Here is a 24,772-nt window from a genome sequence, read left to right on the forward strand (position 1 = left end):
CCGCGAGGCCGGGCCTCCCCGCTGAAAGCCGAAGGGCCAGGGCACGTCACTCGGGACTCCCGGCCCCGCCCGAAGGACGGGCCCGGCCGGGCGGAACGCCCCGGGGCGGGAACCACGAGGCCGGGGCTCACGGCGGGGGTCAGTGGCAGCCGCAGGCGGCGAGGCGGGCCACCACGCGGTCCATCGCGGTGCGGGCGGTGTCGGCGGGGGCGGTGGTGCGGGTCATCAGGGCGAAGGAGAGCAGGCGGCCGTCGGCGTCCACGACGGTGCCGGCCAGGGTGTTGACGCCGCTCAGGCTGCCGGTCTTGGCGCGGACCAGGCCGGCCGCGTCCGCGGCGCCCGAGGTGGAGCCGAAGCGCTTGCCGAGGGTGCCGGTGAATCCGGCGATCGGCAGGCCGGTCAGCACCGGGCGCAGCGCGGGGTGTTGGGCGGAGGCGGCCAGCGCGAGCAGCTTCACCAGGACGACCGGCGGGATCGCGTTGCCGGTGTGCAGGCCGCTGCCGTCGTTGATCACCACGCCGGCCGTCGGCACCCCGAGCCGGGCGAGTTCCTGGGTCACGGCGGTGGCGGCGCCCTCGAAGCTGGCCGGCTGGTGGGCGGCGATCGCGGCCTGCCGGGCGATCGCCTCGGCGAGGGTGTTGTCGGAGGTGGTCAGCAGCCGCTCGACCAGCCGGGCCACGGTCGGCGACTCGACCCGGCCGAGCACGGGCGCGTCGGCGGCGGCCGGCGCGGTGGCCTGCTTCGGCTTGCCCTGGACGGTGATGCCCTGGGCCTTGAGCAGGTTGGCGAAGGCCTCGGCGGCCGCCGAGGCCGGATCGCCGACGCGGGCGGGCGCGTCCTCGCGGCTCTTCGGGTCGGCCTTGCCCTCGTCGACCATCAGCGGCGTCACCGCGGCGATGTTCTCGTTGTCGTGGTTCTTGTGCAGCGGGGCGCCGGTGTAGAGGGAGACGTCGTAGTCGAGCGCGACGGCGGTGGTGCCCGCGGTCTTCAGCGCGGCGGCGGTCTGCCGGGCCAGCGCGTCCAGCGAGGCGGGGGCGGTGTCCGGGTCCGCGGGGACGCCGCCGATCTGCACCTGGTCGGCAGGCAGGCCGGTCAGCGTCGGGTCGCCGCCACCCACGAGGGTGATCCCGCCGGTGGCCGCGTTCTTGACGACCCTGGTGGCGAGCCGGGTGTCGCCGGGGATCAGCGACAGGGCCGCGATCGAGGTGGCCAGCTTGGTGGTGGACGCCGGGGTGACGGCGGCGTTCTCGCCGTTCCCGTAGAGGAGTTGGCCGTCGGCGGCGTCCGCGACGGCCAGGCCGACGGTGCCGAGGTTCTTGTCGGCGAGCACGGCGGCGAGCGCCTGCTGGAGTCCCTGGGCGGTGGGCAGCCCGGTGTCCGGTCCGGCCCCGGCGGCGGCCAGCACCGTCCCGGCGGGCGCCGGCCGGTCGGCCCCGGTGGACTTGGCGGCGGGCGGGGTGGTGGCGGTCCCGGCGGGTGCCGGCGCACCGGGGGCGGGGCCGGTGGCGCTCGCGGACGGGTGGGGCGACTCGCCGGTCCGGTGTCCCGGCCCGGTGCCGTTCCGGTCCCCCTTGTCCCCCTTGCCGCCCTTGCCGTCGTCCCGTCGGCCGTTGCCCTCGTCCTCGTCCCCCTGGGCGTTCCCGGCGGTCCGGCCACCCGGCGAGGCCGATCCGGTCGGCGTCGGGGACGGCTGCGCGTACGCACCGCCCGCGCCGAGCACCGTTCCGGCGACCAGCAACGCCGCCCCGAACAGCCCGGCGGCCGTCCCCCCGCGTCGGTCTCCCGACCCAGCCCCTGCTCGCACCGACCCGGCCCCTTTCCTGAGCACTCACTCCCGTAGGAGACACTTGGATTCTGTCAGTCCCTACCTTGGAGGAACCGTTGGAGTTCGACGTCCTTATCGAAATCCCGAAGGGCTCTCGTAACAAGTACGAGGTCGACCACGAGACCGGCCGTCTGCGGCTCGACCGGATGCTCTTCACCTCGACCCGCTACCCGGCCGACTACGGCTACGTCGAGGGCACCCTGGCGGACGACGGTGACCCGCTGGACGCCCTGGTCATCCTGGACGAGCCGACCTTCCCCGGTTGCCTGATCAAGTGCCGCGTCATCGGCATGTTCAAGATGACGGACGAGGCCGGCGGCGACGACAAGCTGCTCTGCGTCCCGGCGACGGACCCGCGCTGGGAGCACCTGCAGGACATCCACCACGTGTCGGAGTTCGACCGCCTGGAGATCCAGCACTTCTTCGAGGTCTACAAGGACCTGGAGCCGGGCAAGTCCGTCGAGGGCGCCAACTGGGTCGGCCGCACCGAGGCCGAGGCCGAGGTCACCGCGTCGATCAAGCGCCTGGCGGAGCAGGGCGGTCACTGAGCCGTCGTGCCCATCTCGTCCGTCCGGCGGTCCGTCCGCCGGGGCGCTTCGAGGTAGGTCGAGGCAGTCGGAGGCCGGGGTTCGCGGAGTTTTCCGCGGATCCCGGCCTTCGCCGTTCCCGGGGGCGGGCGATTCTTCCCGACACCCTGTCGGCATGACAGGAGATTAGGTTAGGCTAACCAAAGCAATCGGGGGTGTACTCGATCTCTGGAGGCCCGCATGCCCATACCCGAGCAGCCCGTCGTCCCGTTCTCCACCGTGCTGCGCACCGCCAGCAGTGCCGAGCACGAGGCCGCGGAACAGTCGTCCTTCATGAGCAGGCTGCTCGGCGGGCACCTCGGCGTCGACGCCTACGCCGACCTCACCGGCCAGCTCTGGTTCGTCTACCGCGCGCTGGAGGAGCGGACCGCCGAGCTGTCGGAGCACCCGGTGGCCGGCCCGTTCATCGATCCCGCGGTGCTGCGGACCGAGGCCATCGAGCGCGACCTGGCCCACCTGCGCGGTCCGGACTGGCGCGAGGGGCTCGCCCCGCTGCCCGCGACCTCCGCGTACGTCGCCCGTCTGGAGGAGCTCGCGGCGCAGTGGCCGGCGGGCTACGTCGCCCATCACTACACCCGCTACCTGGGTGACCTGTCCGGGGGCCAGATCATCCGGGGCATCGCCGAGAAGACCTGGGGCTTCGAGCGCAAGGGCGACGGCGTGCGGTTCTACGTCTTCGAGGGCGTGGACAACCCGGCCGCCTTCAAGCGCGACTACCGGGCCAAGCTGGACGCCGCCGGCCTGGCCATGGACGAGGTCGAGCGCCGCCGGGTGGTCGAGGAGTGCAAGCGCGCCTTCCAGCTGAACGGCGCCCTCTTCCGCGACCTGGACACCCGGTACCCGCTGAGCGCCTGAACGACTGAACGGGAGCAGGAAGTCGGACCGGCCGACTTCCTGCTCCTTGCGTATCAGCCCAGGCCGAACCAGGGAAGGCACTCCCGCAGTCCCTCGGTCTTCACCGCGACCCGCTCGCTCTCCCGCCACCGGTCGGCGGTGAGGCGGAGCCTGCGCAGGACGACGGACTTCCCGCGGACGACGTGGTGCTCGATGCCGTCCTCGCGGTACCCCAGCTTGCCCGACACCCCCAGCGAAGCCGCGTTGTCCGCGTAGGCGCCCGAGACTGCGTGCCGCGCGTCGAGCCCGGCGAAGGCCAGGTGGAGGACGGCGGCGCGCATCTCGGTCCCCAGGCCCTGCCCGTGGTGGCTCCGGCCGAGCCACGACCCGGTGTGCACTTCGCGACGGATCGCGAAGTCCCGGGCGCTGATGCCCTGGGTGCCGACGACGACGCCGTCCCGCAGCACCACGAGGTTCAACTCCCAGTCCTCCGGCTGCCACACCCCCCAGCAGCGCCAGTGGTACTGCAGGACGCTCCGGGCCCGCTGCTCGGGCTCGACGTCCGTCCAGGCGACGGTGAAGGGCTGCACGGCCGGGTCGTGCACACCCTCGGCCGCCAGCGAGGCCAACGCGGAGAGTTCGCCGGGGTTCGGCAGCCGCAGTTCCAGGCGCGGGGTGGTCAGCCGCAGTCCGGCGAGCGGCCAGTGCGTCATCAGGCTCATGCAGGGCAATTCTCCCGATCCATCGCGCCCGGGACCACTGGATATCGCCGGCACGAAGCGGCGTGGAGCAGGAAGTCGGCTGCTCCGACTTCCTGCTCCGGCGTCGTTGTCACCGGCGCGCGCGGCGGCGGTTGTCGGGGTTGGTTTCGGGGCTGAAGTGGCGGGCCTGGCGGGCGATCCAGGCGTATTCGGGGGCGCCCTCGGGGGAGGTACGGAGTTCCCAGCGGCCGTGGCGGGTGATGGGCGGCGGGGGCGGGCCGATCTTGAGGGTGGTGAGGACGCCGGTGATCACGGTGGCGAGGGCGAGGGCGAGGAGGACGGCGAGGGCGCCGATGCAGAGGGTGGTCATCACCGGCTCGCTTCACGGAGGAGTTCGAGGAGGTTGAGGAGGGTGGCGACGGAGGTGTCCCCGAAGGCGACGAGGAGACGACCGTCAACGGTGGCGCCGTTGACGCGGGCGGAGGCCCACTGGACGCCGAAGGGCTTGCCGCGGTCGTGGAGTTCGCGCAGGAGCGCGGTGACCTCCGGCTCGGTGTAGGTGCGCAGGTACGGGTCGTGGGGTTCGAGGGGGATCTTCACGCGGCGGCGTCCAGCTCGAACCAGGTGACCTTGCCGGTCTTGACGGGTTCGACGCCGAAGCGGTGGGTGAGGGCGCGCACGAGGTCAAGTCCTCGCCCGGAGACGGCGTAGGGATCGGCGCTCACGCGGGACTCGGGCAGGTCGGGACACCCGTCGCAGACGGCGACACGGAGCACGGCGGGCTGGAGGGAGACCAGGACCGCCGGGGACGGGGAGCCCGCGTGCTGCCAGGCATTGATGTAGAGCTCGTGGAAGGCGAGTTCGGCGTCGGCGATGACGTCGGGCGGCCAGCCGGCGGACCGGAGGATGGCACGGAGTTCGGTGCGGGCGATGGAGCAGTCCGGCGGGTTGAGGGCACGCATGACAGACCTCCATGGGAGTGGGAGGGGAGAGCAGAGGGAACGTCGCCGCGGACGAGGCCAGCCCGGACCTGGCTGCTCCGCGGCGCGAACGGGCAGCATGCGCCTACTGCCCTGGGAACAAGCGCCACTGACGATCCGCTATGTGATCGAGGCAACACTGACGGTAAGTCATCAGGTTCCACGCGTGCAACACGATCCGGGAAGATTGGCCCAGCGGGTGAGGGGCCTCACCCGCGCGAGTGGCATCCCGAGCCCTTACGGCGAGAGACTGCTCGGACACGGAAGGGAATCCCTTGGCACTCAGGACCCACATCAGTGAGAGGCAGCGGCGCTTCGGCGCTGAACTGAGGCGCCTGCGGGAGGGCGCCGGGTTGGCGGTCAAAGATGCCGGCGCGCTCGTCGGCATGGGCGGCCCGCAGCTCAGCCACATCGAGGCCGGACGAACCGGGCTGGATCCGGATCGGTTGACGATCCTGCTGGAAGCTTTCGGTCTCACGGATGAGACCTATGTGAGCGCTCTCCATCAGATGGGGCTCAGCAATGGGAAGGGCTGGTGGAGTGCCTTCAAGGGCGTCGTCAACCAACCAGCCCTCGATCTGGCCGAGTCCGAGTCGACCGCTACGTTGCTTTCCAACTACGAGACCTTGCTGATTCCTGGGCTGCTTCAGGTTCCCAGCTACAGCGAGGTCATACTCAGCAGCGACCAGAAGAAGGTGGCGTTCCGCCAAGGTCGCCAGCGGGCACTGGAGGGAACCGGAGCTGTTCCCTTTCATGCAGTGATCCACGAGGCCGCTCTACGCACCCGATTCGGCGGCCGGGACGCAATGAGGGATCAGCTGGACCATCTGGTCGAGGTCAGCGAACTCCCTCACGTCACCATCCAGGTCCTCCCCTTCCGCTGCACCGACTACGTCTCCACGGGAACGCCGTTCATGATCCTGCATGGTCCGCACCGGGATCTGGACACCGTGCTGACGGAGCATCCGAGCGGCACTTCGTACTTGAGTGAGCCGGCGGACATCACGGCCTACCACTCAAAGTTCGAGCGGCTCACGTCCCTTGCGCTCCCCGCGCTGGATGCATCCCGCCCTCTACGATCTCGGGTCGAACCCGACTCCTGGGGACTGGTTCAACACCTCCGCTACACCCTCTAAGGAAGGCGCACATGTCACGGATCGACTGGCAGAAGTCCAGCTTCAGCGGAGATGATTCCAACTGTGTCGAGATCCGCACGGGAGCCGGTCTGATCGAACTCCGGGAGTCCGACGACGGCGACGTCGTCCTCCGCACCACCACGGCCGCCTTCACCGGACTCCTCGGCGCCATCAAGGCCGGCGAACTCGACTGCGGCGCCTAGCCCAGAAGCCGGTGTGGTAAGGCGGCCGGGCCGACTCCCCACTCCGGCTTACTTGATCAGGCGGTGGTGGACTTGCGGTGGCGGGCCAGGGCGGTGGCGCCGCCACCGAGGAGGAGCAGGCCGCCCGCGGTGGCCAGGAGCGGGGCCACCGGGGTGGAGGAGCCGGTGGAGGCCAGCATGCCGGAGCCGCCTACCGCAGCGCCGCCGGTGGTGGTCAGGGAGGCGCCGCCGACCGTACCGGCGCCCCCGGCCGAACCGGCGCCTCCGGCCGTGCCGGTGGTGGTGCCGCCCGTCGTACCGCCGGTGCTCGGCTGGGTGGTGGGCAGCTGGGCGTTCTTGTCGAAGGCCAGCGACACGGTGACCGGGTCGAGGGCCTCGCCCGCCTTGTAGTTGGCGAAGGCCGGGACGCCCTCGGCGGTCAGGGTCGCCGGGACGGCGTTCAGCGTCACCACGCCGTTGACCGGGGCGAGGCTCGCCTTCGACACGTCCAGCTTGGCGATCCGGGCCCCGGACAGCGAGGTCGTCTTCCCGTCCAGGGACTTGGCGTTGACGTCGGCCGTCAGGTAGGCGCCGTCCTTGTCGATGCTCAGGCCGAGCTTGGAGAAGGTGGTGTCCAGCTGGTAGCCGCCGCCGGCCGGGTGGCCGAGGAAGCGCACCGAACCGGCGAAGCCCGCCGACAGGGTGTGGCTCTTGGTGTTGTAGCTGCCGTTGCCGCCGCCGAAGCGGTAGCCGGCCGCGCCGCCGCCGAACTCGACCTTGCCGTTGGCCACCGGGCTCTGCAGGTACGTGCGGAAGCTCTCCTTGACCGACCAGTCCAGGGTGCCGTTGACGACGGCGAGTTCACCGTTGTCGCTCGGCGCGGTGGACGGGCTGCCGGTCGCGGACGGCGTGGTGGTCGCGGTGGCGGTGGCGCTCGGGGAGGAGGTGGCGGTCGGCGACTGCGTGGCGGTGGGCGAGGCGGTCGCGGTCGGGGACTGCGTCGCGGTCGGCGAAGCAGTGGCGGTCGCAGTGGCAGTCGCCGTCGGCGAGGCGGTGGCCGTGGCCGTGGCCGTGGCCGTGGCCGACGGCGTGGCCGTGGTGGACGGCGTGGCGGTCGGGGACGGGGTGGCCGGGCTCTGCTTGAGCAGCAGCGCCAGCGGGTCCATGTCCGCCCCGGCCTGGTAGAAGCCCGCGAACGCCTTGGCGCCCTCCTCCGTCAGCTTCGCCGCCGTCGGTACGCCCGTGGTGGTGTCCCGGCCCACGGTGAAGGTCACCAGCGGCACGTCGTCCCGCTTGGTCACCTCACTGGCGCCCATCGACTCCTTGGAGGCGGTGTCGGCGGTGAGCGTGCCGGCCGTTCCCGCAGTGGTGATCCTCAGGTCGCTGAGCGCCACGTCCAGCGCCCCGTGGTGGGCCGTGAAGTGCACGCCGCCGGTGAAGGAGGAGCTGAGCGTGTGGGTGGTGAGGTCGTACTTGGCACTCGCCAGGCCGAAGTGGAAAGTGCCGTCGGCGTTGCGGGTCGCGCCGCCGGTCAGCTCGATCGCGCCGCCCTGGGAGGCCGGGCTCTCGATGTAGGTGCGGAAGCTGGCCTTCACGCCCCAGTCCAGCGCGCCGGTGTCGTACGTGACGCTGCTCGGCGCGCCGGCGCCGAAGGCCAGGGCCGGAGCGCCGAAGGCGGTCAGACCGAGACCGGCGGTGACGGCGGCCAGGGCGGCCATCCGGGTGCGGTTGCGGGACATGGACATGGGGGGGCTCCGATCGATGAACGGGGGGAAGCGGGTGGGGAGGGGGTCAGGCCGCGTCGGCGGGGGTGGCACGACGGCGGCGGACGGCGAACAGGCCACCGGTCACGGCCAGCGCGGCGACGGCCAGCGCACCGCCCACCAGGGCCGCCGTCGGCACGCCGTCCGAGCCGCCGGCGTCGGTGGTGGCGGCGACCGGCGTGGTGGACGGGCTCGGCGCGACGGCCGGGGCACTGCCGATGTCGGGCAGCGGAGGGAGGGCGGCGGCCGGGTCCAGGGCGACGGCGAAGCTCAGCGGGTCCATCCCGGTGCCCGCCGGGTAGAGGCCGCCGAAGGCCTTGCCGCCCGGCTCGGTGAGCGTGAGCGGGAGCTCGACGGCCTTGAGCAGCCCGCCCTCGGACTTGAGGCCGGCCGGGTCGAAGGTCGCCAGCTCGACGCCGGTGAGCTGCTGCGCGGCGCCGTCCGGCGTGCGGCCGGAGACGTCGGCGCGCAGCACGCCCTTGCCGTCGGCGACGGTGACGCCCGGGTTGGCCAGGGTGAGGTCCAGGCCGTAGCTGTCGCCGCTCTTCAGACCGGTGAAGCGGACGCTGCCGGTGAAGGCGGCGGTGAGCGCGCCGGTGGCCGGGTCGTAGGTGCCCTGGGCGGGCGTCCAGCGGAAGAACGCGCCGCCGTCCGCCGCGCCGCCGGCGGGCTCCCAACGGCCCTGGGCGATGGCGCCGGTGACGTAGTCGCGGAAGGTGCGGCGCACGCCCCAGTCGAGCGCGCCGTTGCCGAACCCGGTGGCGGCGGCCTGCGGGGTGGCGGCCGGCGACTCCGGTGCGGCCGGGGTCTCCGGTGCGGCCGGGGTCTCCGGTGCGGCCGGCGCGGTGGTCGGGGCCGCCGGAGCGGTCGACGACGGGGCGGCGCTCGGCGTCGCGCTCGGCGCGGCGGGGGGCGCCGGGGCGGTCGGCGCGGCCGGGGTCTGAGTCGGCTGCGCCGCCGGGAGGTTGACCGACAGGTTGACCGGGTCGAGCGCCGTCCCCGCCGTGTAGAACCCGCCGAAGGCCTTGGCGCCCGCGTCGGTCAGCGTCGCCGGGACGTTGCCGAGCGTCAGGGTGCCGGCCGCGCCGCGCAGGTCGACGCCGGACAGCGAGAGGTCGGCGATCTTGGCCTGGCTCGCGCTGCTGACCTGTCCGGTCTCCCGGGACTTGCTGCTGACGTCCGCGTAGAGCCCGGCCCCGCCGCCCGCCGCGGCCCGGAAGGTGAGCCGGCCGATGCTCAGGTCCAGCGCGTTGGCGCCGTTCTCCTGGTGCCCGGTGAACCGGACCCCGCCGGAGAACGCGGCGCTCAGCGCACCGCTCGCCGGGTCGTACGTGCCGGTGGCGGAGTGGAACCGGAAGCCGCTGCCGGCGGCCGTGGCCGCGCCGCCGGTCAGCGACCAACTCCCCTGGGCGATCGGCCCGGTGACGTACGTCAGGAAGGACTGCTTGATCCCCCAGTCGAGCCGCCCGCCGGACACCCGCCCCTCGGCCGCCACCGCCTGGCCGGGCAGCAGGGCGACCGTCAACAGGGCCGCCAGGGCGGCCACCAGGCCGGCGGTCAGACGGCGGAGCCGATGGGGCAGAGGCACGCGGATCACTCCTCGGCGCGACAGGGGAAAGCGGGGTCGACACATCGCCGACCCCCTTGCAAGGTTTAGGTAAGGCTAACCTAATATATGAGTCAAGAGCCCCGCCGGGCACCCCGCACCCCACCCACCGGCGGCGACAACTCCCGACGAAGGGAACGACGTTGAGCAGCAGTACCACCCGACATCGGGCCACCCGCGGCCCCGCGATCCTGCTGCTCCTCCTCGGTCTGCTGCTCGCCCTGACCGCCTGCGGCTCGGCCACCGGCGCCACCGGCGCGGCCTCCGGGACCGGCACCTCGCGCGCCCCGGACGCGGTCGAGCCACTGCCCGACCCGCCGACCCCGCAGCTCCCCGCCACCGCGACCTCCGCCGACGGTCGCACGGCCACCGTCACCAGCGCCGAGCGGATCATCCCGCTCAACGGCAGCCTGGCCGAGATCGTCTTCAGCCTCGGGCTCGGCCCCAAGGTGGTCGCCCGGGACGTCTCCACCACCTTCGAGCAGGCCGCCGCCCTGCCGGTGATCACCCAGGCCCACGACGTCTCCGCCGAGGGCGTGCTCTCCCTGCACCCGACCGTCGTCCTCGCCGACCGCTCCACCGGCCCGGCCGAGGCGATCGCGCAGATCCGCTCGGCCGGCGTCCCGCTGCTCGTCCTGGACGACGCCAAGCGGCTGGAGGACGTCGGCCCCCGCATCGACACCGTCGCCGCCGCCCTCGGGGTCCCCGAGGCCGGACGGCGGTTGACGGAGCGCACCGAGCAGCGGATCACCGAGGCCAAGGCCGCACTGCCCGCCACCGGACAGCGCCCCAAGGTCGCCTTCCTCTACCTGCGCGGCAGCGCCTCGGTCTACCTGCTCGGCGGCCCGGCCTCCGGCGCGGGCTCGCTGATCGAGGCCGTCGGCGGCGAGGACGCCGGCACCGCCGCCGGGCTCAGCGGCGACTTCACCCCGCTCACCAGCGAGGCCCTGGTCAAGGCCGCCCCCGACGCGATCCTGGTGATGAGCAAGGGACTCGACTCCGTCGGCGGCGTGGACGGCCTGCTCAAGCTGCCCGGCGTCGCCCAGACCCCGGCCGGGCTCGACCGCCGGATCGTCTCCATCGAGGACGGCCAGCTGCTCAGCTACGGCCCGCGCACCCCGCAGGTGATCCGCGAGATCTCCGAACAGCTCTACCCGAAGGCCGCCGAGTGACCGCCGCCGCCACGGAGAAGGGCGTCCGGCTCGGCAGGCGGCCGAGCCGCACCGCCCTGCTCACCGCCGGCCTCGCCGCCGCCCTGCTGCTCTTCGCCCTGCTCGCGGCCGGCATCGGCGCCTACCGCATCCCGCTCGGCGACATCCTCGCCTCCGTCGGCCACCGGCTCGGCCTCGGCGGCCACGCCCTGGACCGCGTCCCCGAGTCGGTGCTCTGGAACGTCCGGCTGCCCCGGGTGGTGCTCGCCCTGCTGGTCGGCGCCTCGCTCGGCTGCGCGGGCGCGCTGATGCAGGGCGTGTTCGGCAACCCGCTCGCCGAACCCGCCGTCATCGGCGTCTCCTCCGGCGGCGCGGTCGGCGCGGTCGGCTGCATCGTGCTCGGCCTGGACGCGCTCGGCACCTGGACGGTGACCGCCGCCGCCTTCGCCACCGGCCTGCTGACGGTCTTCGCGGTCTACGCGATGTCACGCTCCGGCGGCCGCACCGAGGTGGTCACCCTGATCCTCACCGGCGTCGCGGTGAACGCCTTCTGCGGCGCCCTGATCGGCCTGTTCCTGTTCACCGCCGACTCCGCGGCGATCAGCCAGGTCACCTTCTGGCAGCTCGGCTCGCTCTCCCAGGCCACCTGGGGCAAGGTGCTCGCCGTCCTCCCGTTCGCCCTCGTCGGCCTCGCCGTGGCCCCCCGCTACGCCCGCTCGCTGGACCTGCTGGCGCTCGGCGAACGGCCCGCCCGCCACCTCGGCGTGGACGTCGAGCGGATGCGGCTGGTACTGATCACCGTGGTCGCCCTGCTCACCGCCGCCGCCGTCGCGGTCAGCGGCATCATCGGCTTCGTCGGCCTGGTCGTCCCGCACCTGCTGCGGATGGTCGCCGGCCCCGGCCACCGCTTCCTGCTGCCCGCCTCCGCGCTCGGCGGAGCGCTCGTCCTGGTCGCCGCCGACCTCGCCGCGCGCACCCTGGCCGAACCGGCCGAGCTCCCGCTCGGCGTGCTCACCGCGCTGATCGGCAGTCCGTTCTTCTTCTGGCTGCTGCGCCGCACCAGGACCAAGCAGGGAGGCTGGGCATGAGGCTCCGTACGCTGCGCGGCCGCCCCGAGGTGCCCGAACGGCCCGCCCCGGGCACCGAGCTGCTCACCGCCGAGGCCGTCCGACTGACCGTCGGCGGGCGCGACCTGCTGGCCGGCGCGGACGTCCGGGTCACCGCCGGCGAGGTGGTCGCCCTGCTCGGACCGAACGGCGCGGGCAAGTCCACTCTGCTCTCGGTGCTGGCCGGCGACCTCCTGCCGACCTCCGGCGAGGTCCGGCTGGACGGCCGCCCGCTGGCCGGCTACCGGCCCGCCGACCTCGCCCGGCGCCGGGCACTGCTGCCGCAGGCGGCCGCGCTGTCCTTCCCGTTCCCGGCCGACGAGGTGGTCCGGATGGGCCGCGCCCCCTGGGCCGGCACCGCGGCCGCCGCCGAGGACGAGGGGGTGGTCGCCGAGGCGATGGCCGCGACCGAGTCCGCCGCCTTCACCGGACGGCCGTTCACCGCGCTCTCCGGCGGTGAACGGGCCCGGGTGGCGCTGGCCCGGGTGCTCGCCCAGCGCACCGCCCTGCTGCTGCTCGACGAACCCACCGCCGCGCTCGACCTGCGCCACCAGGAACTGGTGCTGCGGCTGGCCCGCACCCGGGCCGCCGCCGGGGACGGCGTGGTCGTCGTGCTGCACGACCTGTCGCTCGCGGCGGCCTACGCGGACCGGGTGGTGCTGCTGACCGACGGCGCGACCGTGGCCGACGGACCGGTCGCCGAGGTGCTGCGCGGGCCGCTGCTCAGCGAGGTGTACGGGCACCCGGTGGAGGTGCTGCCGCACCCGCGCACGGGGCTGCCGCTGGTGCTGCCGGAGCGCGGCTAACCCTCGTCCTCCAGCCGGAACCCGACCTTCATGCACACCTGGAAGTGCTTGATCTGCCCGTCCGCGAGGTGGCCCCGGACCTGCGAGACCTCGAACCAGTCGAGGTGGCGCAGCGTCCGGGAGGCGCGCTCGACGCCGTTGCGGATCGCGGCGTCGATGCTCTCGGTCGAGGACCCGACGATCTCGGTCACCCGGTACACGTGCTCGCTCATGGCGGACTCCCTCAGCTGTGCGACGGCCCCCGGTCCACCGTGCACCGGGGGCCGTCCGTCCGCATGCGGAGACGGGCGCGCGAGTAACGGGCAGCCGCCCGCCGGGCGTGCTAGAACGCCGCGCGGACCTCGCCGACCGGGACGCCGCCGCCGAACAGCGGCGCGGCCGCGATCCGCTCCAGCGTGCCGTCCCCGGTGGTCACGCCCAGACGGCGCAGCGCGGCCGCCAGGACGGGGCCGCGGGCCCGCTCGGCACCGTCGTCGATCTTGAAGGCGAGCGCCCGGCCGTCCGGCAGCGCCACCACCTGGACGGCCTCCGCGCCCATCTTGGCGAGCGCGCCGGGCACCGCCCGCATCAGCCGGGTGTCGGCCCGGCGGGTGCCGGCCACGTACTCGGGGTGCGCCCGCATCGCGTCGGCGACCCGGCGCTGCGGGGTGCCGGGCCCGGCCAGCACGAGGGAGCGGTAGGCGCGGGCCAGGCCGGTCAGGCCGACGGCCAGCAGCGGCGCGCCGCAGCCGTCCACCCCGGCGTGCGCGGCGGGCTCGCCGACGGCCTCCTCCAGGGCCTCGCGGGCCAGCCGCTGGATCGGGTGCTCCGGGTCGAGGTAGCTGTCGGTGGGCCAGCCGTTGGCCGCGCAGGCGGCCAGCCAGCCGGCGTGCTTGCCGGAGCAGTCCATCAGGATCGGCTCGCGGTCGCCGCCCCAGCGCAGGTGCAGCTCGGCCTCCAGGTCGTCGAGCGGAAGGTCGGCCGGGGTCCGCAGGGCGGACTCGTCCAGCCCCGCACCGGCGAGGATCCGCCGCACGCCGTCGAGGTGAAACGATTCAGCGGAGTGGCTGGAGGCCGCCAGGGCCAGCAGCTCCCCCTCGATCGCCAGCCCGGCCCGCAGCGTGGCCACCGCCTGGAAGGGCTTGGCGCAGGACCGCGGGAAGACCGGGGCGTCCGGCGCGCCGAGCGCGAACTCGACCGAGCCGTCGGCGGCCAGCAGCACCAGGGAACCGTGGTGGCGGCCCTCGACGAATCCCGAGCGGACGACTTCGGCGAGCACGGGCAGGGCGGCGGAACTGGACATGGCGAAAGCCTTCCGGAGGTGAGGGTGAACCGGGGGGCGAGCCGGGCCCGTCCCCCGCCCCCGGCGGCCCTCGCACCTGTCAGAGCGGGCCGCCTGCGAGCAGGTCGTCGACCCGTGCTTCCCCATCACGGTACCTGCGGGTGATTTCGGCATTGCAGCCGTCCGCCGTCCTCAGCAGTCGCTGCCGCCGGCCGGAGACCTCGCGCTCGTGCGCCCGCAGTCGCTCCAGGGCCGCCAGCAGCTCCTCGGCCGGATGCGCCGCGAGGTCGGCCAGCTGGACGTCGCCCATCAGCGCGTCCGCCTCCAGCTGGGACTGCTGCCCGCGCGGCGGCCCCAGCGTGACGTGCCGGGCCGAGCGGCGGACGGTGGACGGCGCGTCCGTCAGGATGGCCGGCAGCCGCTCCAGCAGGGCGCCGCCTGGCTCCGCGGCGTCCGCCGGGCGGGCGGCCCCGGCTCCCGGCCTGCGGTCCAGCTCGGCCAGCAGGATGTCCATCCGGCCGTGCAGCAGCCGCCGCAGGTAGGAGAGGTCGGCCTCCTGCTCCAGGGTGTCCCGGCGCAGGGTCCGCAGCTGCTCCAGGCCCAGCCGTCCGAGGTCCGGCCCCGGGCCGGCCCCGGGCCCCTCGGGCGGCCGCCCGTACCGGTCCTGCGCCGCGCTGATCGCGTCCATCAACCAACCCACCTGCCGTCGTCCCGATCCCGCCCACTCGCGGCGCCCCGTCGCCTGCCGCCGGTCCGGCCCGTCAACCGCCGCGCGCGCCGGTGGCGCGTTCCCGTCCGGAGGCACGCCCGGACGCCCGCGAAGGTTCCCGCCCCCGGCCGTGGCCACCCGCCGGGGCGACACGACCAGAACGCCTGCCCTACCGGCTCGGCCGCCCGGCCGAACCGGGCCCGGCGCGGCGGACCTCGGCGCCCCGGACCTCGGACGCGTCCGACCGCCCCCGCCCTGTGCGGCGGAGCGGCGGGCCCGCCCTCGTACGGTCCCCCAGCGTGCCACCCCGCCCGGCGCCGCCGCACCGCCCGTGCACCCGAACGGCCCCCTGGCGAAGAGGGGTGGTTGATACGACCGAAGCTTTTCGCCGGGAGAACGCCGCCATGTCGCACGCAGGCGCACGCTACCCAGCGTGCGCTACTGCTCTGCGCGCCCCAGGGCCCTGCTCACGTCCCCGGCCGGCTCCGGCAGAATGGCCGCATGCGAGCAGTGGTGCAGCGAGTGACCGAGGCCCGGGTGACGGTGGCCGGGGAGACCGTCGGCGCGATCGAGGAGCCCGGACTCTGCGTCCTGGTCGGCGTCACCCACGACGACACCCCCGCCAAGGCCGCCCAGCTGGCCCGCAAGCTCTGGACGCTGCGACTGCTGCCCGCGGACACCGACGGTGTTGAGCGGTCCTGCTCGGACATCGGTGCCCCGCTCCTGGTGATCAGCCAGTTCACGCTCTACGGCGACGCCCGCAAGGGCCGCCGCCCCACCTGGAACGCCGCCGCGCCCGGCCCGGTCGCCGAGCCGCTGGTGGACGAGGTGGTCGCCCGGCTGCGCGAACTCGGCGCCAAGGTCGAGACCGGCCGCTTCGGCGCGGACATGAAGGTCGCCCTGGTGAACGACGGCCCGTTCACCGTGATCGTCGAGGTCTAGGAGCCCTGCTTCACTGCGGGACGATCACGTCCTGGGTCCCCGGCACCGTGCCGGCCAGCAGCACCGCGTCCACCGGGACGTTGCGCTTCACGACGGCCAGCGCGATCGGCCCCAGCTCGTGGTGGCGCGCCGAGGAGGTGACGAAGCCGAGCGCCCGCCCCTCCGGGTCCGAGGCGAGCCGCACCTCCGCGCCGTGCGGGGGCAGCACCTCCTCGGTGCCGTCCAGGTGCAGGAAGACCAGCCGGCGCGGCGGCCGCCCCAGGTTGTGCACCCGGGCCACCGTCTCCTGTCCCCGGTAGCAGCCCTTCTGCAGGTGGACGGCGCTGGTCAGCCAGTCCACCTCGTGCGGGATGGTCCGGTGGTCGGTCTCGAAGCCGAGCCGCGGCCGGTGCCCCTCGATCCGCAGCGCCTCGTACGCCCAGACGCCGGCCGCCGGGCCGTAGCCCGCCGTCCGCTCCGCCAGCTCGGCGCGCGGCAGGAAGAGGTCCCGGCCGTACGGCAGTTCGCGGACGGCCGCCGCGCCCTCGGCGGAGGCCGTGGAGCCGGCCGGCAGGTGGACCACCGCGTAGTCGGCGGTCGCGTCGGCCACCTCGACCCGGTAGAAGAACTTCATGCTCTCCAGGTAGCCGACCAGCGCCTGCTGAGTGCCCGGCTCGACGTGCGCCCAGGTGGTGGTGCCGTCGTCGACCAGGTAGAGGGCGTGCTCGACGTGCCCGTTCGGGGAGAGCACCAGCGCCTCGGTGGCCTGCTGCGGCGCCAGCGCGCTGACGTGCTGGGTGACCAGCAGGTGCAGCCAGCTCAGCCGGTCCTCGCCGGTGACGGTGAGCACGCCGCGGTGCGAGAGGTCCACGAAGCCGGTCCCCTGCGCGAGGTTCCGTTGCTCGCGGAACAGGTCGCCGTAGTGGGCGGCCACGCCCTCGTCGGCCCCCTCGGCGGGGACGGCTCCGGGCAGGGCAAGCAGCGGACTCTTCAGACCGGTCATACCGGCAAGCTTACGACCGCCCCGCGGCGCGCTCGGCGGTGCAGTCGGCGCAGCGGCCGAAGATGGCGAAATGCTTGAGGTCGGTGTCGAAACCGTGCCGGGCGCGGAGGCTGTCGATCAGCGGCTGGGCGATCTCGGTACCGGTCTCGGTGACCTTCTCGCAGTCCCGGCAGACCAGGTGCAGATGGTGGTGGCGGCCGGCCAGGTGGTAGGTCGGGGCGCCGTGGCCGAGGTGGGCGTGCGAGACCAGGCCCAGCTCCTCCAGCAGCTCCAGGGTCCGGTAGACGGTGGAGATGTTGACGCCGCTGGCGGTCTGCCGGACGTGGCAGAGGATGTCGTCCGGGGTGGCGTGGTCGAGCGCGTCGACCGCCTCCAGCACGAGCTGCCGCTGCGGGGTCAGCCGGTACCCGCGCTCGCGCAGGTCGGCCTTCCAGTCGCCGGAGAGCTGCCAGTCGGTGGTGCCGGTGTCCGCCACGGTCCTGTCCCTGCCATACGTCGGGGGTCCTGGACCAAGTGTAGGGACCGGCCGGGGGCCGGTCCCTACCCTGTGCGCGCCCCTGCGGGCGGCGGTGCCCGTCCGGAGGCCTACTTGAAGAAGGCGATGCCGTCGTCCGGCAGGTCGTTGATGTCCTTGATCAGCTGGGCCGGCGAGAGCACCTTCCTCAGCTGGGCCGACATGTACGGACGCAGCGGGACGTTCGGGGCGGCCTTCTCACCCACCCAGAGCAGCTCCTCGTTGACGAAGCCGTAGAGCCGCTTGCCGCCCGAGTACTCCGGCGAGCCCTCGATCCGGGCCACCGCGTCGGTGGAGACGTCGATCTGCGGCTTGCCGTCGGCCAGCTCGCCGTACCAGATCTCCACCGTGCCGTCGTCGCGGACCGACGAGATCTCGACCCCGCGGGCACCGCTGGTGCCGTGCTGGTTGCTGGTGATGCGCCAGAAGGCGTGCTCGTTCTCCAGCGGGCGGACCTTCTCGCCCTCGGCGTTCAGCACCCAGGTGCGGGAGCGGAACTCCAGGAAGGGCCGTCCGTCGTGGCGGATGACGATCTCCTGGCCGAAGTTGCACTTCTCGGTGCCGGGACCCCCCTCACCCGGCAGAGGGGCATAGACGCCCGCGCCCTCCCAGGTGCCGAGGAGGAAGGCGAGCGGGACGACGTCCTTGTGGAGGTCAGAGGGGATCTCGATCATGTTCCTGGTCGCTGTCGTCGGTGCGGGAGTACTTCAACCGTACGGCAGTGCTCAGCGCTGGCCCTGGTAGAGCTTCATCACGGAGAAGATGGCGAACCAGGTGATCAGCACGGCCATGAGGGCCAGCAGACCGTCGAAGAAGATTTCCAGACCGGACACGGGTGGCTCCCATTGCGGCGACAGTGTGGTGGATTTTGCTGCCGCTCACTCTATCCGGCGGGTGGGGACGGGTCTCGGTGACCCCGCCACGTCGGCGATCTAGGGTGTCGGCATGTCTTCGAAGAAGCTCGTCATCAAGGTCACCGCCGGGGCGGACGCCCCCGAGCGGTGCTCGCAGGCGTTCACGGTGGCGGCGGTGGCCGTCGCCAGCGGGGTCGAGGTCTCGCTCTGGCTGACCGGGGAGTCGTCCTGGTTCGGCCTGCCGGGGCGGGCTGCGGAGTTCGAGCTGCCGCACGCCGCGCCGCTGCCGGACCTCATCGACGGGATCCTGGCGGGCGGCGGCGTCATCACCGTCTGCACCCAGTGCGCGGCCCGGCGCGGGATCGAGGAGAAGGACCTCATCGAGGGCGCCCGGATCGCGGGCGCGCAGGTGTTCGTCAGCGAGATCGTGGCCGACGGCGTGCAGGCGCTCGTCTACTGACCGGGTCCGTGCCTACTGACGGGGTTCGTGGTCGGGACGGTCCCGGTCGTGACCGGGGTCGTCCCACTTCGGGTCCTCCCAGCGCGGGTCGTTCCACCAGTCGTCCTCGGGGTCGCGCCGGTTGGCGAACACCGCCGCCGCCGGCGGGATGACCATCGCGACCACGCACAGCGCCACCGCCGCCGGGACGGAGACGAACCGCACCGCTCCCCAGGCCACCACGAAGAGGCCCAGGCAGACGCCCATCATGGCGTAGTAGTAGCGGCGCCGCCGTCGGGACTGCACCCCTCCACGGTATGCCCGAGGGCCCCCGCGCGGCAGGGGCCCCCGGTACTGCTGTCGGTACTGCTGTCGGTCGCCGCCGGTCAGACGGCGATGGCGACCTCGGTCAGGTTGCCCTGGGAGGCGACCACCTGGCGGTCCACGGTCTGGCCCGGGATGAGCGCGCGCAGGGTCCACTTGCCCGGGCGGGCGAAGAACCGGAACTGGCCGGTCGCCGAGGTGGGCACCTCGGCCGTGAACTCGTTGTTCTCGTCGAGCAGTCGGACGTAGCCGTTGACCGGCTCGCCGTCGCGGGTCACCGAACCCTGGATGATCGTCTCGTTCGCCACGTCAACTCCTGCCAGGTCCGGGCCGCCGGCCTTCGCACCGCACATTGTCTTGTTTCCCTTCTGCCTTACGGGTGGAGCCGGTGCTCAGTTGCCGAGCTCGATCGGCACGCCGACGAGGCTGCCGTACTCGGTCCAGGAACCGTCGTAGTTCTTCACGTTCTCCTGGCCGAGCAGCTCGTGCAGCACGAACCAGGTGAGCGCGGAGCGCTCGCCGATGCGGCAGTAGGCGATGGTGTCCGTCGCCAGGTCGACGCCCTCGGCCTCGTACAGGGCCTTGAGCTCGTCGTCGCTCTTGAAGGTGCCGTCGTCGTTGGCGTTCTTCGCCCACGGGATGTTGCGCGCGGTCGGCACGTGGCCGGGGCGCTGCGACTGCTCCTGCGGGAGGTGGGCCGGGGCGAGCAGCTTGCCGGAGAACTCGTCGGGCGAGCGGACGTCGACCAGGTTGAGGGTGCCGATGGCGGCGACCACGTCGTCGCGGAAGGCGCGGATCGAGGAGTCGGCGGCCTGCGCCTTGTACTCGGTCGCGGCGCGCTGCGGCACCTCGACGACCAGGTCGCGGGAGTCGAGCTCCCACTTCTTGCGGCCGCCGTCGAGCAGGCGGACGTCGCCGTGGCCGTACAGCTTGAAGTACCAGTAGGCGTAGGAGGCGAACCAGTTGTTGTTGCCGCCGTAGAGCACCACGGTGTGGTCGTTGGCGATGCCCTTGGCGCTGAGCAGCGCCTCGAAGCCGGCCTGGTCGATGAAGTCGCGGCGGACCGGGTCCTGGAGGTCGGTCTTCCAGTCGATCCGGACCGCGTTGCGGATGTGGTTCTTCTCGTAGGCGGAGGTGTCCTCGTCGACCTCGACGATGACGACCTTCGGGTCGTCCAGGTGGGCCTGGACCCAGTCGGCGTCGACCAGGACGTCGCTGCGGCTCATGGTGATGTTCTCCATCCGGGGGCGGTTGGCGGAAGGTGCTCGCTGCTTCGGGTGCTGCTGCTCAGCGGTGGTGCGGGTGCCCGTCGGCCACCGGTCCGAATTCCTGTCCGAATAGTGGGACGGACGGCGGTGCGCGGAGCGACCGGGCGAGAGGTGGCGGAGTACGGCGGCGACGCCTGGCCCGAAGGGCCCTCGGCGGTCACCGGAGGAAATCGGCGGTGGGGGCAACTGCCCTGCCTAAGCGCCGAGTTAACGCATTCGACACAGACAGGCGGCCACGCGGCACAGGTCTACCGCCCGCCGCTTGGTGAGGTCCGTCTGTCGCTTCATGCGGACGATGCTAGGGACACCCGGCGCCCGCTGTCATCAGCGTATCGAATGGCGAGACCAGATGGCTCGCATTGTGGGATTTGACCATTTCATGGGCGTCGGGAACCGGCCGGGGGCCGGGCGGCGGGGGCCCGGACGACGGCCCGGGGCGGGAACGGCACCGCTCCGCGGCCGGCGCTGGACAGCGCGTCTCGCGGAGCGGAACGGGGGGACCGACGGCGGGAAGGGCCGCGGAAGGGCGGCGGCCTCAGCCGATGAGCTTGACGTCCCTGCCGTCGAAGGCCAGCTGGAGGCCGTTCTCCTGCGGGGTGACCGAGGACAGGTTCAGGCCGGCGGGCAGGGTGGAGAGGGTGAAGCTGATCGGGGCCAGGCTCTGGTCGGACACCCCGGCCAGCAGCGAGGCCATCGAGCTCAGCTTGAGGCCGTCCACCGTCACCGTGTTGCCCTGGCTGTGCACGGCCGCGTCGCCGACCGGGAACGGCCCCATCGAGGCCTTGATCTTGCCCGGACCGCCGTAGGAGAGGCTCAGCCGGGTGCCGGAGCCGAGCGAGAGCCGGCCCGCGTTCGGCACCAGCTCCGAGGCCGGCGGCAGCAGCCGGGAGAGGTCCTCGTAGGTGATCAGCGCGGATCCGCTGCCGTGGTCCACGACGGCGCTGCTCATGTTGCCGCTCACCTCGACCCCGGACAGCGTGGCCCGGAACGCGTGCAGGGCCACCTTGTCCTTGCCCTCGCCGACGGTCAGCCCGTCCGAGGAGATCCGCACGTCGTCCAGCTTCTGCGAGACGACCTGGGTGAGGAACGGGAAGCCCTCGATCGAGACGTCCGGCTTCCCGCCCATCCTGCCGCTCTTCAGGATCTGCTCGGCCGCCTCGTCCTCGGCGACGCCGACGGCGATCCGGTCGGCGCCCACCAGCACTCCCGAGAGCACCACCACGCCGATCGTCGCCTTCAGCCAGCCGCGCATCGCTCTCCCCCGTCGTCGCCGGTCGCCGTCGTCCGTCCTCGCCGGTCCCGGTCGGCCGTCGCCGCGGGGGCCTGGCCTTCCGGTGCGGCCGCTTCCGCACGACCGTACGACGTCCCGCCCCGGAGCATGGTTCCGGGGCGGGACGGAGCGGGGCGGCACAGCGGTCAGCCGAGCAGCGCGGTGGCCATCCAGACCAGCGGCGCGGACACCGCGAGCGGCAGGGCCACGCCCGCCGTCATGTGCACGAACCGGGACGGGAAGTCGTACCCCGCCACCCGGCGGCCGATCAGCGCGCCGAGGCCGGCCGCCAGGCCCAGGAACGGCGGCGCGCCGACCGCGAAGCCCAGGCCGACCGCCGCGAGCAGGCCCAGCAGCGGGCCCGCCCAGCGCGGTCCGGGCAGCGGCGCGGCCGCCAGCAGGGTCGCCAGGGCGACCGCGCCGACCGCCGCCGGCACCCAGTCGGCCAGCAGCAGCGTGGTGCACAGCGCCGTCACCACGGTGGCGGAGCCGAGCACGGTGAGCGCGTAGAACCGCTCCTTCGGATCGGCCGGCCGGAACGTCTGCAGCACCAGGACCAGCAGGAAGAACCCGCCGAGGGTGCCCACCACGGCCGCCGTGCCGCCGTCCTCGTCGGCCAGCAGCACCGACACGTCGGCCACCACACCGGACAGCGCGGCCAGCGCGATGCCCTGGCGGGCGGGCCACATGCCGTTCAGCCGGAACCAGCCGGCCGCCGTCAGGCCCTGGAGCAGGACGAGCACCAGGGCGAGCGCCGGCTGGCCGAGCGCCGCGCCGCCGGCCAGCAGGGCGGCGGCGCCGGCGGTGATCAGGGCGGGCTGGAGGCCCGGGTCGTTGATCGGCGAACCGGTCCGGACGGGCGCGGTCGGCGCCTGCACCGGCGACGGCTGGGCGGCCGGGGCCGCGGCCGGGAACGGCTGCGCGCCCAGTGACGGGGCCGGGCCGGGGAACGGCGCGGCCGGGCGGGCGGGCGCGGCGTGGGCGTTCTGCGCGGCCCGGGCGGCCCGCGCGGCGCGGGCGGCGGCCGGGTCGGTCAGCACGGGGGCCGGGGGCTCCGGGCGCTTCAGCGTCATGGTCGGCTGGTCGAGGCCCTGTCCCTGGTCCGGGGCCGACACGGGGGCCGGGGCGAAGGCCTGGGCGGGAGCCTCGGCGGGCGCGGCGGGCTGCGCCCGGCGGTGCGAGCGGCCGCGCCGCGGCTCGGTGTAGGGGCGGGTCGGTCCCTGGGCCGGCGGCTGGGCCGGCGGCTGGGCCGAAGGCTGCCCCGGTGCGACCGGCGGCATCGGGCCCGACGCCGGAACGGGCGGGAGCAGCGTGGTGGCCGCCGCGTCGTCCAGCGCCGGAACCGGGGGCAGCAGCGCCGTCGCCGCGTCGTCCATCGGAGGTACCGGCGGGAGCAGCGCCGTCGCGGCGTCGTCCACGCCCGGCCCGGCCCCGTACGGCGGCTGCGGGTGGAACTGCTGGCCGTACGGCTGCTGACCGTAGGGCGCATGGCTCATGCCGGGGGCGTGCGGCTGCGCCGCGTGCCCCTGCTGCGCATAGGGATCCGGCGCGTACGCCTGCGGCGGGGCGTACGGATAGGGCGCCTGCCCGGGCTGGTAGCCCTGCGGTACCTGCTGCGGCTGCCCTTGCTGCGGTCCCTGCTGCGGCTGCGGCTGCGGCTGCCCGTACGGGTACTGCGGCTGGTACGGCGGCTGCGGCTGCTGCTGGGGCTGCTGCCCCTCGGGGGTTCCGTTCATCCCGGTCATCCCGATCACCCGCCCGCGAACGGGGGAAGGACCTCGACCGTCCCGCCCTCGGTGAGGGCCACGGTCGCGTGGTCACGGCCACCCGCCGGCGAGCCGTCCACCAGGTAGGAGCAGTGGCCGAGCAGCCGGACCAGCGCCGGCCGGTCCGCGTGCCGCTCCGCGGCCTGCGCCAGCGCCTCGGCCAGGGTCACCGCCAGGTACGGCTCCTCGGCCAGCCCGGCCTCCGACTTCGCCGCCGCCCAGTAGCGGATCGTCCCGCTCACCCGAACGGCGGCCGCCGGGTCGTGCCCGGTGGTCGCGCCCATGGCAACCCCTTCTCCTCGTCCTCGCCCGGGCCCGGGTGTCCCGGCCGGGTCCACCACCGGAGCGCCCGCGCCTCCCCCGAAAGGGGTACGCGCACGGTGCCGCCGATGCGTCCCCCATGATGGCGTGTTCGCCCGCGCGAGCGGCAATCGCCCTGGCCCGACGCCCGGCGGCGCCGTCGCGAAGCTGTGGCGGGGCTCACCCGGGGCGCGCCCGAAAAGGCCGAACCGCCGGATTCGAGCCCTCCCGGTGCGGGGGCCGGTCGGTTATCCTCGATCCCCGAGGGATCCGGGCAGAGTCGCCCCCGGATCCTTTTGTGCTTTCAGGACGCCAGTACGGACGTCCTTGCGAATCGTCGGCCCACCCCCGGCGGGTCGCAGGGACCGCCCCGCCAGACACGGCACGACGAGGTGCCGGGACCGGGCCGGGGCGTCGGACACCCCCGGCTCCGGGCCGCCGCCCGGGCCGGGCCAGGACCGGAAGGTTCGCGGATGAGCAGGGCAGAAACGGTGCACCGGGGGTTGCGGGACCCCCAGGGCGTGCCCCGTTCGCCCGCGCGCGCCGCCGGGTCCCCCGCCTCCCTTCGGACGTCCGTCTCCTCCCCCCTACCAGCACGAGCGCCATCCGGCTGTGGCGGCAGCCGGAACGCGACCGCGACGACCCGGAAAGGGGACTACCGGGTATGAGTTCTCTGCTCCTCCTCACCAACGCGCTGCAGCCCTCCGCGGAGGTCCTGCCCGCACTCGGCCTGCTGCTGCACAACGTCCGGGTGGCCCCCGCCGAGGGTGCCGCCCTGGTCGACACGCCCAGTGCCGACGTCATCCTGGTGGACGGCAGGCGCGACCTGCCGCAGATCCGCAGCCTCTGCCAGCTGCTGCGCTCCACCGGCATCGGCTGCCCGCTGATCCTGGTGGTGACCGAGGGCGGCCTGGCCGCCGTCACCGCCGACTGGGGCATCGACGACGTCCTGCTCGACACCGCCGGCCCCGCCGAGGTCGAGGCCCGGCTGCGGCTCGCCCTGGGCCGGCTCCAGGTCACCACCGACGACAGTCCGATGGAGATCCGCAGCGGCGACCTCTCGGTCGACGAGGCCACCTACTCGGCCAGGCTCAAGGGCCGGGTGCTCGACCTCACCTTCAAGGAGTTCGAACTGCTGAAGTACCTCGCCCAGCACCCCGGCCGGGTCTTCACCCGGGCGCAGCTGCTGCAGGAGGTCTGGGGCTACGACTACTTCGGCGGCACCCGGACGGTCGACGTGCACGTCCGGCGGCTGCGCGCCAAGCTCGGCGTCGAGCACGAGGGCCTGATCGGCACCGTGCGCAACGTCGGCTACCGCTTCGTCATCCCCGACAAGGGGGACAAGGGCGAGCGCGCCGAGCGGACCGAGCCGCCCGCCCGGCGCTCCCCGGCCGTCCTGGACACCTGACCGGCCGACCGGGCGGGGCCGCCGCCGCGCCACCCCGTCCGGTCTGCCCGGATTCGCC

The 24,772-nt window shown here is 73.8% G+C and carries 30 protein-coding genes; 10 read left to right on the forward strand and 20 right to left on the reverse strand.

All coding sequences use genetic code 11. The annotated features are described in order from the left end of the window. Positions 1-139: 139 nt before the first annotated feature. A complete protein-coding gene (gene dacB, locus ACFVFS_RS24300; RefSeq protein ID WP_380626780.1) occupies positions 140-1,738 on the reverse strand; it encodes a D-alanyl-D-alanine carboxypeptidase/D-alanyl-D-alanine-endopeptidase in 1,599 nt (532 codons plus the stop codon). A 143-nt stretch (positions 1,739-1,881) separates the two neighbouring features. Here dacB and ACFVFS_RS24305 point away from each other — a divergent pair, with 143 nt between their 5' ends. Next, complete coding sequence (locus ACFVFS_RS24305) at positions 1,882-2,373, forward strand: inorganic diphosphatase (protein ID WP_344344657.1); 492 nt, start codon at positions 1,882-1,884, stop codon at positions 2,371-2,373. 219 nt (positions 2,374-2,592) lie between these two features. Then, complete coding sequence (locus ACFVFS_RS24310; RefSeq protein WP_380626781.1) at positions 2,593-3,267, forward strand: heme oxygenase (biliverdin-producing); 675 nt, start codon at positions 2,593-2,595, stop codon at positions 3,265-3,267. A 53-nt stretch (positions 3,268-3,320) separates the two neighbouring features. On the opposite strand, the gene ACFVFS_RS24315 is transcribed toward ACFVFS_RS24310, so the two are convergent. The 4 genes from ACFVFS_RS24315 to ACFVFS_RS24330 all read right to left on the reverse strand — a co-directional run bounded on the left by ACFVFS_RS24315 (position 3,321) and on the right by ACFVFS_RS24330 (position 4,909). Further along, on the reverse strand, positions 3,321-3,968 hold the full coding sequence (locus ACFVFS_RS24315) for a GNAT family N-acetyltransferase (protein WP_380626782.1): 648 nt from the start codon (positions 3,966-3,968) through the stop codon (positions 3,321-3,323). Between the two features lie 109 nt (positions 3,969-4,077). Then, the gene (locus tag ACFVFS_RS24320) at positions 4,078-4,317 is read right to left on the reverse strand and encodes a hypothetical protein (RefSeq protein WP_380626783.1); all 240 of its coding nucleotides are present in this window, start codon (positions 4,315-4,317) and stop codon (positions 4,078-4,080) included. Beyond that, complete coding sequence (locus tag ACFVFS_RS24325) at positions 4,317-4,547, reverse strand: hypothetical protein (protein WP_380626784.1); 231 nt, start codon at positions 4,545-4,547, stop codon at positions 4,317-4,319. The genes ACFVFS_RS24320 and ACFVFS_RS24325 overlap by 1 nt, the downstream gene beginning before the upstream one ends. Further along, positions 4,544-4,909, reverse strand: coding sequence for an ATP-binding protein (locus ACFVFS_RS24330; RefSeq protein ID WP_380626785.1), 366 nt, complete (start codon positions 4,907-4,909; stop codon positions 4,544-4,546). Before ACFVFS_RS24330 ends, ACFVFS_RS24325 begins: the two co-directional genes overlap by 4 nt. 293 nt (positions 4,910-5,202) lie before the next feature. Between ACFVFS_RS24330 and ACFVFS_RS24335 the strand changes: the two genes are divergently transcribed. Both ACFVFS_RS24335 and ACFVFS_RS24340 read left to right on the forward strand, forming a co-directional pair. Further along, a complete protein-coding gene (locus ACFVFS_RS24335) occupies positions 5,203-6,063 on the forward strand; it encodes a helix-turn-helix domain-containing protein (protein WP_380626787.1) in 861 nt (286 codons plus the stop codon). An 11-nt stretch (positions 6,064-6,074) separates the two neighbouring features. After that, positions 6,075-6,266 (forward strand): DUF397 domain-containing protein, encoded by a 192-nt coding sequence (locus ACFVFS_RS24340; protein ID WP_380626788.1) that lies wholly within the window; start codon positions 6,075-6,077, stop codon positions 6,264-6,266. 56 nt (positions 6,267-6,322) lie between these two features. Here the strand turns inward: ACFVFS_RS24340 and ACFVFS_RS24345 are convergent, their stop codons facing one another. Then, on the reverse strand, positions 6,323-7,990 hold the full coding sequence (locus ACFVFS_RS24345) for an HtaA domain-containing protein (RefSeq protein WP_380626789.1): 1,668 nt from the start codon (positions 7,988-7,990) through the stop codon (positions 6,323-6,325). Positions 7,991-8,036: 46 nt separating this feature from the next. Continuing rightward, positions 8,037-9,596 carry an HtaA domain-containing protein gene (locus ACFVFS_RS24350; RefSeq protein WP_380626791.1) on the reverse strand — a complete coding sequence of 520 codons (1,560 nt, stop codon included), beginning with the start codon at positions 9,594-9,596 and terminating at the stop codon, positions 8,037-8,039. A 161-nt stretch (positions 9,597-9,757) separates the two neighbouring features. Between ACFVFS_RS24350 and ACFVFS_RS24355 the strand changes: the two genes are divergently transcribed. The 3 genes from ACFVFS_RS24355 to ACFVFS_RS24365 are packed head-to-tail and all read left to right on the forward strand — an operon-like array spanning position 9,758 to position 12,677. After that, positions 9,758-10,786, forward strand: coding sequence for a hemin ABC transporter substrate-binding protein (locus ACFVFS_RS24355; protein WP_380626793.1), 1,029 nt, complete (start codon positions 9,758-9,760; stop codon positions 10,784-10,786). After that, positions 10,783-11,853 (forward strand): FecCD family ABC transporter permease, encoded by a 1,071-nt coding sequence (locus ACFVFS_RS24360; RefSeq protein ID WP_380626794.1) that lies wholly within the window; start codon positions 10,783-10,785, stop codon positions 11,851-11,853. The genes ACFVFS_RS24355 and ACFVFS_RS24360 overlap by 4 nt, the downstream gene beginning before the upstream one ends. Continuing rightward, entirely contained in the window at positions 11,850-12,677 is an 828-nt protein-coding gene (locus tag ACFVFS_RS24365; RefSeq protein ID WP_380626795.1) for a heme ABC transporter ATP-binding protein, read from the forward strand. Before ACFVFS_RS24360 ends, ACFVFS_RS24365 begins: the two co-directional genes overlap by 4 nt. Here the strand turns inward: ACFVFS_RS24365 and ACFVFS_RS24370 are convergent. The 3 genes from ACFVFS_RS24370 to ACFVFS_RS24380 all read right to left on the reverse strand — a co-directional run bounded on the left by ACFVFS_RS24370 (position 12,674) and on the right by ACFVFS_RS24380 (position 14,626). Continuing rightward, positions 12,674-12,889 carry a dodecin gene (locus ACFVFS_RS24370; RefSeq protein WP_380626796.1) on the reverse strand — a complete coding sequence of 72 codons (216 nt, stop codon included), beginning with the start codon at positions 12,887-12,889 and terminating at the stop codon, positions 12,674-12,676. The genes ACFVFS_RS24365 and ACFVFS_RS24370 overlap by 4 nt on opposite strands. 110 nt (positions 12,890-12,999) lie before the next feature. Continuing rightward, complete coding sequence (locus ACFVFS_RS24375; protein WP_380626797.1) at positions 13,000-13,959, reverse strand: asparaginase; 960 nt, start codon at positions 13,957-13,959, stop codon at positions 13,000-13,002. 79 nt (positions 13,960-14,038) lie between these two features. Then, positions 14,039-14,626, reverse strand: coding sequence for an ABC transporter substrate-binding protein (locus tag ACFVFS_RS24380; RefSeq protein ID WP_380626798.1), 588 nt, complete (start codon positions 14,624-14,626; stop codon positions 14,039-14,041). Between the two features lie 522 nt (positions 14,627-15,148). Between ACFVFS_RS24380 and dtd the strand changes: the two genes are divergently transcribed. Beyond that, complete coding sequence (dtd, locus tag ACFVFS_RS24385) at positions 15,149-15,589, forward strand: D-aminoacyl-tRNA deacylase (RefSeq protein ID WP_380626800.1); 441 nt, start codon at positions 15,149-15,151, stop codon at positions 15,587-15,589. Positions 15,590-15,599: 10 nt separating this feature from the next. Here dtd and ACFVFS_RS24390 read toward each other — a convergent pair whose 3' ends face one another. From ACFVFS_RS24390 to ACFVFS_RS24400, 3 genes are all read right to left on the reverse strand, one after another. After that, a complete protein-coding gene (locus tag ACFVFS_RS24390) occupies positions 15,600-16,562 on the reverse strand; it encodes a YgfZ/GcvT domain-containing protein (RefSeq protein ID WP_380626840.1) in 963 nt (320 codons plus the stop codon). 19 nt (positions 16,563-16,581) lie between these two features. Then, on the reverse strand, positions 16,582-17,046 hold the full coding sequence (locus tag ACFVFS_RS24395; RefSeq protein WP_380626801.1) for a Fur family transcriptional regulator: 465 nt from the start codon (positions 17,044-17,046) through the stop codon (positions 16,582-16,584). Between the two features lie 110 nt (positions 17,047-17,156). After that, positions 17,157-17,759: an FABP family protein gene (locus ACFVFS_RS24400; protein WP_380626802.1), complete on the reverse strand. Its 603-nt coding sequence runs from the start codon at positions 17,757-17,759 to the stop codon at positions 17,157-17,159. Between the two features lie 271 nt (positions 17,760-18,030). On the opposite strand from ACFVFS_RS24400, the gene ACFVFS_RS24405 reads away from it, so the two are divergent. Continuing rightward, a complete protein-coding gene (locus tag ACFVFS_RS24405; RefSeq protein ID WP_380626803.1) occupies positions 18,031-18,399 on the forward strand; it encodes a DsrE family protein in 369 nt (122 codons plus the stop codon). A 12-nt stretch (positions 18,400-18,411) separates the two neighbouring features. On the opposite strand, the gene ACFVFS_RS24410 is transcribed toward ACFVFS_RS24405, so the two are convergent. The 7 genes from ACFVFS_RS24410 to ACFVFS_RS24440 all read right to left on the reverse strand — a co-directional run bounded on the left by ACFVFS_RS24410 (position 18,412) and on the right by ACFVFS_RS24440 (position 23,290). Next, positions 18,412-18,684 carry a DUF3099 domain-containing protein gene (locus tag ACFVFS_RS24410; protein WP_380626804.1) on the reverse strand — a complete coding sequence of 91 codons (273 nt, stop codon included), beginning with the start codon at positions 18,682-18,684 and terminating at the stop codon, positions 18,412-18,414. Between the two features lie 80 nt (positions 18,685-18,764). Further along, positions 18,765-19,055: a DUF1416 domain-containing protein gene (locus ACFVFS_RS24415; protein WP_344343425.1), complete on the reverse strand. Its 291-nt coding sequence runs from the start codon at positions 19,053-19,055 to the stop codon at positions 18,765-18,767. A gap of 39 nt (positions 19,056-19,094) precedes the next feature. Next, entirely contained in the window at positions 19,095-19,928 is an 834-nt protein-coding gene (locus tag ACFVFS_RS24420) for a sulfurtransferase (RefSeq protein WP_380626806.1), read from the reverse strand. A 249-nt stretch (positions 19,929-20,177) separates the two neighbouring features. Continuing rightward, a complete protein-coding gene (locus ACFVFS_RS24425) occupies positions 20,178-20,258 on the reverse strand; it encodes an Ms5788A family Cys-rich leader peptide (protein WP_350517234.1) in 81 nt (26 codons plus the stop codon). 247 nt (positions 20,259-20,505) lie between these two features. Next, on the reverse strand, positions 20,506-21,222 hold the full coding sequence (locus ACFVFS_RS24430; protein WP_380626807.1) for a DUF2993 domain-containing protein: 717 nt from the start codon (positions 21,220-21,222) through the stop codon (positions 20,506-20,508). Positions 21,223-21,386: 164 nt separating this feature from the next. Then, positions 21,387-22,976: a hypothetical protein gene (locus ACFVFS_RS24435; protein ID WP_380626808.1), complete on the reverse strand. Its 1,590-nt coding sequence runs from the start codon at positions 22,974-22,976 to the stop codon at positions 21,387-21,389. A 14-nt stretch (positions 22,977-22,990) separates the two neighbouring features. Further along, positions 22,991-23,290, reverse strand: a complete 300-nt coding sequence (locus ACFVFS_RS24440; RefSeq protein ID WP_380626809.1) for a MoaD/ThiS family protein — start codon at positions 23,288-23,290, stop codon at positions 22,991-22,993. A gap of 680 nt (positions 23,291-23,970) precedes the next feature. On the opposite strand from ACFVFS_RS24440, the gene ACFVFS_RS24445 reads away from it, so the two are divergent. Next, positions 23,971-24,714: a response regulator transcription factor gene (locus ACFVFS_RS24445; protein ID WP_380626810.1), complete on the forward strand. Its 744-nt coding sequence runs from the start codon at positions 23,971-23,973 to the stop codon at positions 24,712-24,714. The last annotated feature ends 58 nt before the right edge of the window (positions 24,715-24,772 follow it).

The sequence above is a fragment of the Kitasatospora sp. NPDC057692 genome, from assembly GCF_042799475.1.
Classification (GTDB): domain Bacteria; phylum Actinomycetota; class Actinomycetes; order Streptomycetales; family Streptomycetaceae; genus Kitasatospora.

Coding starts and splice junctions, on each gene's coding strand:
- ACFVFS_RS24310 (WP_380626781.1), top strand. CDS start 2,593: ATGCCCATACCCGAGCAGCCCGTCGTCCCGTTCTCCACCGTGCTGCGC.
- ACFVFS_RS24315 (WP_380626782.1), bottom strand. CDS start 3,968: ATGAGCCTGATGACGCACTGGCCGCTCGCCGGACTGCGGCTGACCACC.
- ACFVFS_RS24320 (WP_380626783.1), bottom strand. CDS start 4,317: ATGACCACCCTCTGCATCGGCGCCCTCGCCGTCCTCCTCGCCCTCGCC.
- ACFVFS_RS24330 (WP_380626785.1), bottom strand. CDS start 4,909: ATGCGTGCCCTCAACCCGCCGGACTGCTCCATCGCCCGCACCGAACTC.
- ACFVFS_RS24340 (WP_380626788.1), top strand. CDS start 6,075: ATGTCACGGATCGACTGGCAGAAGTCCAGCTTCAGCGGAGATGATTCC.
- ACFVFS_RS24345 (WP_380626789.1), bottom strand. CDS start 7,990: ATGTCCATGTCCCGCAACCGCACCCGGATGGCCGCCCTGGCCGCCGTC.
- ACFVFS_RS24365 (WP_380626795.1), top strand. CDS start 11,850: ATGAGGCTCCGTACGCTGCGCGGCCGCCCCGAGGTGCCCGAACGGCCC.
- ACFVFS_RS24370 (WP_380626796.1), bottom strand. CDS start 12,889: ATGAGCGAGCACGTGTACCGGGTGACCGAGATCGTCGGGTCCTCGACC.
- ACFVFS_RS24375 (WP_380626797.1), bottom strand. CDS start 13,959: ATGTCCAGTTCCGCCGCCCTGCCCGTGCTCGCCGAAGTCGTCCGCTCG.
- ACFVFS_RS24380 (WP_380626798.1), bottom strand. CDS start 14,626: ATGGACGCGATCAGCGCGGCGCAGGACCGGTACGGGCGGCCGCCCGAG.
- dtd (WP_380626800.1), top strand. CDS start 15,149: ATGCGAGCAGTGGTGCAGCGAGTGACCGAGGCCCGGGTGACGGTGGCC.
- ACFVFS_RS24400 (WP_380626802.1), bottom strand. CDS start 17,759: ATGATCGAGATCCCCTCTGACCTCCACAAGGACGTCGTCCCGCTCGCC.
- ACFVFS_RS24405 (WP_380626803.1), top strand. CDS start 18,031: ATGTCTTCGAAGAAGCTCGTCATCAAGGTCACCGCCGGGGCGGACGCC.
- ACFVFS_RS24415 (WP_344343425.1), bottom strand. CDS start 19,055: ATGTGCGGTGCGAAGGCCGGCGGCCCGGACCTGGCAGGAGTTGACGTG.
- ACFVFS_RS24420 (WP_380626806.1), bottom strand. CDS start 19,928: ATGAGCCGCAGCGACGTCCTGGTCGACGCCGACTGGGTCCAGGCCCAC.
- ACFVFS_RS24425 (WP_350517234.1), bottom strand. CDS start 20,258: ATGAAGCGACAGACGGACCTCACCAAGCGGCGGGCGGTAGACCTGTGC.
- ACFVFS_RS24430 (WP_380626807.1), bottom strand. CDS start 21,222: ATGCGCGGCTGGCTGAAGGCGACGATCGGCGTGGTGGTGCTCTCGGGA.
- ACFVFS_RS24435 (WP_380626808.1), bottom strand. CDS start 22,976: ATGAACGGAACCCCCGAGGGGCAGCAGCCCCAGCAGCAGCCGCAGCCG.
- ACFVFS_RS24440 (WP_380626809.1), bottom strand. CDS start 23,290: ATGGGCGCGACCACCGGGCACGACCCGGCGGCCGCCGTTCGGGTGAGC.
- ACFVFS_RS24445 (WP_380626810.1), top strand. CDS start 23,971: ATGAGTTCTCTGCTCCTCCTCACCAACGCGCTGCAGCCCTCCGCGGAG.